We start from the raw sequence: 6,109 nt of genomic DNA on the forward strand, positions 1-6,109 counted from the left end.
AAGCAATGCTGTAATACGTCGCAAAATGCCAACTCAATCACAGATATGCAACCTCTCCACCGAGCGAGACAGAATATGTCTCGCTCATCCATACCCTAGCCTCATTGCAATAAGGACCCGTTAAGACTGTGTGGCCACCAGTCTTCGTTTAACCCCTATCCGTGACATTCACTGAAGCACTGCGCTCAGTGCGTGTGGCTGGGTAGACGAAAGTTGGTGATGGCATGCAACCCTCAGACTACACACTCACAACCGATGAGCATTTTAAGCTCATCTTTGAAATCTATTCACACATTCCGCGATTGCGAGAAATTTCGGCTGAAGAGCTGCGAGTTCGCTTAGCCGAGCTGGGCGTCAATCGCACTAAGCGCACCATTCAGCGCTACCTCAACGTCATCATGTACTACCCCGACTATTTCCAAGTCGAACGGTTTGAACGTGGGCGTAACAGTTACACCTACAAGCGTAAATACCACAACAAAGTCTCGTCTCCTTCATGGGAAACCATGCTGCTCGGGCTGTGCTTTTCATCGGTGAAAGGTCTGCTGCCGGTTCACTTTGAGCAAGGCATTCACGAAACTTTTATGCCACTGCAAATTGACGATGTGATGGAGCCAGCCAAAATTGAGGTGCGTCTCGCGCTACCCAAGCAAGACGACTACGACTTTGATGTGTTCGAGCGGCTCAGCCAAGCCATTAATGCTAAGCGTCAGGTTCGCTTAACACTCATTGATGACACCCATACTGACTACCTCACCCCACTCGGCCTGATTTGGGAAAAAGGCATGCTCTACCTTGTGTACGAACACAAACACGAGCGTGACGTGCTCGCCTTCTCCGACATTATTCAGGCGGACATATCCACCTTCACTTTTGAGTACCCGAGTGACTTCTCACTCTCCGATACGGTTATTCCCACTCAGCGATAAGTTCGCTGAGTTACTCCTATTTTTCATCATTCAAGGACACCATTATGCAATCATTCAAATTGAATACGGTGCTACTAGCATTGGTCACTGCCAGCTTAACCGCATGCGGAGGCGGCAGTAGCGACAGCAATAGCACATCAGGCAGTCAAGCGGACCTCACGGGTGTGGCTATTGACGGCTATGTCGAAGGGGCCACCGCTTTTGTCGACTACAATCTTAATGGTCAATTAGACGACAACGAACCTTCGGCACTGACCGACCAAAATGGTCAGTTTGAATTTTCAGGCGTAGACGGTGTTTGCGCCGATTACGCGCCGGTTATCATTGATGTGCCTGTCGGCGCTTACGATTCCGACTATGGTGTGGTCAGTGAAGCCTACCGACTCACCTTTCCACCGAAGTTTTCATCAAACTACAGCAATGACATTTTGAACACGACGCCATTCACCACCGTGATTTGGAATGCGATTAAAACTGAGCTGAGTGAACTTGGTGCGGACGGCTGCCAAACACTGGCCGCCAATTCATCCTTGCAAGGAAAAATCAAACAGCGCGTTGCCGAGCAAGAGTATCGTTTAGCAAACCGCTATAACATTGCCGTCAGTGACTTATATGGAGACTTCATTAAGCAAGGCAATACCGCTCAACATCAATTGGCTCAGTCGCTCACCATAGGTCTGGCCAAAGCGTATGAAGAAACGCGCGTCTTTGAAGCCCTTTACCCCGATGCTCATGTTGCGTATGTGGAGTATTGGCTAGGTAATCCTGCCTCAAACGACATCAGTGTGGCGGATACTTGGTATCGAAAAGAGTATGTCGGTCACCCTGAGTACGCACAGGAAACCGTGTATCAGGTCAGCAATGATTTAGACACCATTGTCACCATGACTCATTACCTAAAAACCAACACCACACTTGGTCAATACAATGACAGCGAGACATTTGTGGTGATGGATGAATATACTTCGAACAGTTACCCAAGTTCGGCTTATCACTGCACCAAGCAACTGCGAGCCAATCAAAAAGGCAATACAGTCGGTGACGTCTATTATGAATTTGCGATAAACGCGCAAGGTGGCGTCAATGATGCGGCAGAATGTGAAGCGCTCGATATCGATGCCAATCGTTCAGGCACACCGCTCACCGCCATGACAAAAGACCAATACGGCCGTTACATTACCTACGCTCAGTTTGATTTTGAGTCAGGAGATAATGCCAATGTCGACGGTTTGAACTACGCCCTGACCAATCAACTGATTGATGCGCCTACCGCCTTTGATGGCGTCAGCACTATTAGTCCAGAGATTGATTTAACGGAAGGATATGGCGCGCTCAGTTGGATACGCTCAGCTTGGGATTATCTCAACGATGGCAGCATGATTTACACCGAGCATCGCTCGACTGGGCTATGGATAATAACCAACACCGCCGCGAATGGCACCTATACCGTGTCGTGTGGTTTGGATAAAACGAGGCTTACTCGCATGGACATGACTAGCTGCTTAAACTTAGTTGGTAATTAGTCACCACTTGCCAACGACCAAGGTGGGACATCTCCCACCTTTTTTTGTGACTGTTTTCACAACTCCTACTCGACATTCACCTCCGCTAACAAGCAAGACACGATATGTCTCGCTCATCCGTATGCTGGTGGCTCACACGATAGCCAATACCACGGAGCCTCCCTATGCCGCAATCCCTCAGTGAAGTCGATGTACTCCAACGCGCTCTGGCTTACAATCCTGAAGAAGTGCTTCCTATTCTGGAATACCTCAAACTCAGCGAGAGCGAATGTCAGTTTAAACCCGATACCTTACGGCAAGATGCTCAGCGTATTGCTTGGCACCTACGTAAAGCGGGCAGCAACACCCTTGCCACCACGACAAGAATGGCAAAGCACAAGCTCAAAGAAGCCCTAGGAAAAGACACGGACACCGACGTCGCCACTTATCGAGAAGTGGTGATAGATGTGGCTAAAAAAGTCAAAGCAGAAGCCACGCCTAATTACTCATCGTTTATCAGTCAATCCGCCGACTCTATTGTCGATGCCATAGGGGGCATCACTTCCAACACAGGCGCTTTTGTTTCTGGAGCCGTAGATCTCATTCAAGGCGCAAACTACGAACAATACTCCACGGAAGAGCTCGAAAAGCGGATCATTGAAAAACTGTTTGTCGATGCTTATGAGCAGATGAGTCAAAGTGAAAGGGATGCACTCTTTCGCAGCCTAGGTATCGACTATCAAGAAATCCCTGTTGGTGCATCCAGCATACTACTCATTCAACTGCTTTTAAAAAAATACGGGGGATTTGCCGTCTATAAATATTCCATCATCGTCGCACATTGGATTAGCAAGGCCATTATTGGTAAAGGACTTCCTTTTGCTGCAAGCCCAATCATAGCCAGAGCCGTGTCGTCATTCTTAGGTCCTGTGGGATGGACGGCTAGTGGGCTCTGGGCTGCTACGGCTCTCGCAGGTCCCGCTTACCGCAAAACGATTCCTGCTGTTGTTCACATCGCCGCGTTAAGACAACTTGTCCTGAACAGAATTAATATTGGCGTAGTCGGTGATGGTTCGGTAGGGAAAGATGCTTTCTTTAATGCCGTGTTTGGGTTAGATACACAAAATGTCGACCCGATTGCAGGGGCAACGAGTGAAGCTGAGCTCTATCCACTCGATGAAGATTACGCAATTAACTTAATCAACTTTCCGGGTTTTAATGATATTAACCCGTCGGTCAACAGCCTGACTCACGAACATCTGCACAACGTCGATATCTTTGTCATGATCATAGACCTTGCCAGAGGCGTTTCTGATATTGATGTACAAATCTTAAATAAGCTTACCCGTTTGGACAAACCGATTGTCGTTTGTCTAAACAAGGTCGATATGGTGCGCCCACGAGATTTGGAAAAATTGCGTGAAACAGCCAAACAAAGATTGGCAGGCGTGACATTGATAGAAACCGCGTTTGACCCCGATGACCGTATCCATACAGATGGTCCGGTTGGCACTCTGGAAGTATTTAACTGGCTTAAAGCACAGCTCGAAACCCAAGGTAAAGATGCCCAAAACTTCGCCACCTTTAGCCCCGAGCACAGAGAGTAAATCGAATACAGTCAACAGATGGGGGAACCAATCCCCCTTATTCAAACAAAGCGCTTAGGTCGTTCTTCGGGCACAACAAAATCATTAAATAACAACAACTTAACCAAAAGCCCATTTACAAAAAAACCACTCTTATCCCTGCTAATTTAGCCATGATAAATCGGCTCTGCACTCTAAAATCTGAGCTAGTTCACAAAAGCGCAACAACCAATTTCAGTGAGACAGCCTATGTCTCACTCGTTCGTATTCTAACGTCAACCCACTATCATGCTTTCAGACGAGAGCGCTAAGGACAAATTATGAGTAAAGGCAATGTATTACACCACCTTGACGAAGCCGCTCTGAAAGAGCACATCTCTCGTCGAGAATCATTCACACTCACCAACGTGAAAAACTTCTCTCAAACCGTGAAGAAAATTGAAGATCTTATAGAACGTCAGGGACTGAAATGTCGTGTGTATACCGCTGGGCGCTCCGCGACTATGGTAGCCGCATTAGCATCAGGTCCTGCGGCCATTTTTGGACTGGCTTCAGCCGCCTCAATCGCTGCACACAAATTGGCAACCTTGAACCCTGATTATGAAATTGCCAAGTATCCCTTGGCCGACAAACTGGAAGTGAACTACAAAAAGTAACACCATCGAGAGATAGGCTCACCGATAAGGCTGGTTGGCCTATCTCTTCAATTTTTAAAGTTAACGAGCTTCTTCTTCTAGTTCCTCTTTTGCCAATCTATAGGCTAAATCTAATTCTGGAGACGAACGCTGTTTGCGCACATCAACGAACTTTTCGCTACGCTCTTCGTCCACCAACTGCCAAAGCTGACGGTAGGCCACTGGCTTCTTATCTGATTTACGCCACCCTCTTTTCTTCCAATCATCTAGCCATTCGTTATAGCCACGCACACAGAAGTCGCTAGTGCTGTAAATGACATCGTCATTAAATGCGTAACGTAAACACTCGACGATAGCAGTAAGCTCTAGCTCCGTACTATCAATGTTACGATCCACCAGCACAGCGAAACTATCAGCTAATTGATGTTCCTCATCGTAAATAGCCACTCCGACTGCTCCTTGAGTTTTATCTTTATTGACCGAAACACCAATATAAAGCGTGTAATGTGATTGAGTCATAGCATGTACCTTCTTAACTTAATGAGTCACGTTATTGCTCCTCTTCAACAGATAAGAACCTGAGGTAAAAAAAGAAGGTACTGAATATTTGAACTGGAATATTTGATAGAACTAGTTACCGTAGCGAGTAACCAAAATTTCGCTTACGGTTACCAAAGTGTTTGGTATCTTCTTTTGCCAAATAACTAACATGCTTGAACAGGTCATCAAATGCATCGTCAAAGTTCGCCGAATGACGATCTAAACGATGGATCACTACGCTATCTTTCCTCTTGTCCTTAGAGAAATACACCAGTCCGTTAGCCTCGTCATAATCAACACCAACGACTCTAGCCCAAGCCTCGACGATAAATCCGCCTAAATTCTCTGGATGGGATAGAGTCTTTCCCAACCAGTTGAATCTGTCCTTATTAAAAAGCAGAACTAGGTGGTAATGGTCATTGATCGATGTTGAGCGCTCTTTCACCCAAATACTTCGCACCCTACAAGGATGCACTCTCCCCCCTTCTCTTTTCTTTTTTCGACCGGAATGATCGATCTGCGACTGTAATGAACGAATAAAGTCCGTCATTAAATAACCCAAATCTTCTCGCTCTCGCATTTGGGGGAATTTTAGATCCACACGTAAAGCCATAAGGCGTGGATAATCATCCAGTGCCCGTTCAATGGTATCGTGTATTTTCTCTAAATAATCAATACACAGAGGGCCATGTGTTGTTTGAATCGGCCTACCTAAAAAAGTACTTTTGGTTGTCATTTTTAGGTTCTTATTTTTTCTAGATCGTACATTCATTTCTACCTACTCCTACTAGTTGGTTCATAGATAGCCTCATGCCGTTATTTAAAGTAAACATCACTATTAAATTTAACAACAACTTGTGCTGTATGTGTTTTAGATAAGACATCAACAACAAGATGCTAATAATATTAACCAAACA

The 6,109-nt window shown here is 46.0% G+C and carries 6 protein-coding genes; 4 read left to right on the plus strand and 2 right to left on the minus strand.

Annotation, left to right across the window (positions count from 1 at the left end; genetic code table 11):
* The first annotated feature begins 224 nt into the window (after window positions 1-224).
* From ACN0TT_RS20490 to ACN0TT_RS20505, 4 genes are all read left to right on the plus strand, one after another.
* Window positions 225-929, plus strand: coding sequence for a WYL domain-containing protein (locus tag ACN0TT_RS20490; RefSeq protein ID WP_417763971.1), 705 nt, complete (start codon window positions 225-227; stop codon window positions 927-929).
* 44 nt (window positions 930-973) lie between these two features.
* Window positions 974-2,452: a hypothetical protein gene (locus ACN0TT_RS20495; RefSeq protein ID WP_417763972.1), complete on the plus strand. Its 1,479-nt coding sequence runs from the start codon at window positions 974-976 to the stop codon at window positions 2,450-2,452.
* Between the two features lie 164 nt (window positions 2,453-2,616).
* Entirely contained in the window at window positions 2,617-4,038 is a 1,422-nt protein-coding gene (locus ACN0TT_RS20500; protein ID WP_113620415.1) for a GTPase, read from the plus strand.
* A gap of 299 nt (window positions 4,039-4,337) precedes the next feature.
* The gene (locus ACN0TT_RS20505; RefSeq protein WP_113620414.1) at window positions 4,338-4,673 is read left to right on the plus strand and encodes a hypothetical protein; all 336 of its coding nucleotides are present in this window, start codon (window positions 4,338-4,340) and stop codon (window positions 4,671-4,673) included.
* A gap of 60 nt (window positions 4,674-4,733) precedes the next feature.
* Here the strand turns inward: ACN0TT_RS20505 and ACN0TT_RS20510 are convergent, their stop codons facing one another.
* Window positions 4,734-5,171, minus strand: coding sequence for an RNase H family protein (locus tag ACN0TT_RS20510; RefSeq protein WP_055467093.1), 438 nt, complete (start codon window positions 5,169-5,171; stop codon window positions 4,734-4,736).
* A 115-nt stretch (window positions 5,172-5,286) separates the two neighbouring features.
* Window positions 5,287-5,928 carry an inovirus Gp2 family protein gene (locus ACN0TT_RS20515; protein WP_235868391.1) on the minus strand — a complete coding sequence of 214 codons (642 nt, stop codon included), beginning with the start codon at window positions 5,926-5,928 and terminating at the stop codon, window positions 5,287-5,289.
* Window positions 5,929-6,109: the final 181 nt, after the last annotated feature.

Source organism: Shewanella sp. (genome assembly GCF_048265805.1).
Lineage (GTDB): Bacteria > Pseudomonadota > Gammaproteobacteria > Enterobacterales > Shewanellaceae > Shewanella.

Coding starts and splice junctions, on each gene's coding strand:
- ACN0TT_RS20490 (WP_417763971.1), top strand. CDS start 225: ATGCAACCCTCAGACTACACACTCACAACCGATGAGCATTTTAAGCTC.
- ACN0TT_RS20495 (WP_417763972.1), top strand. CDS start 974: ATGCAATCATTCAAATTGAATACGGTGCTACTAGCATTGGTCACTGCC.
- ACN0TT_RS20500 (WP_113620415.1), top strand. CDS start 2,617: ATGCCGCAATCCCTCAGTGAAGTCGATGTACTCCAACGCGCTCTGGCT.
- ACN0TT_RS20505 (WP_113620414.1), top strand. CDS start 4,338: ATGAGTAAAGGCAATGTATTACACCACCTTGACGAAGCCGCTCTGAAA.
- ACN0TT_RS20510 (WP_055467093.1), bottom strand. CDS start 5,171: ATGACTCAATCACATTACACGCTTTATATTGGTGTTTCGGTCAATAAA.
- ACN0TT_RS20515 (WP_235868391.1), bottom strand. CDS start 5,928: ATGACAACCAAAAGTACTTTTTTAGGTAGGCCGATTCAAACAACACAT.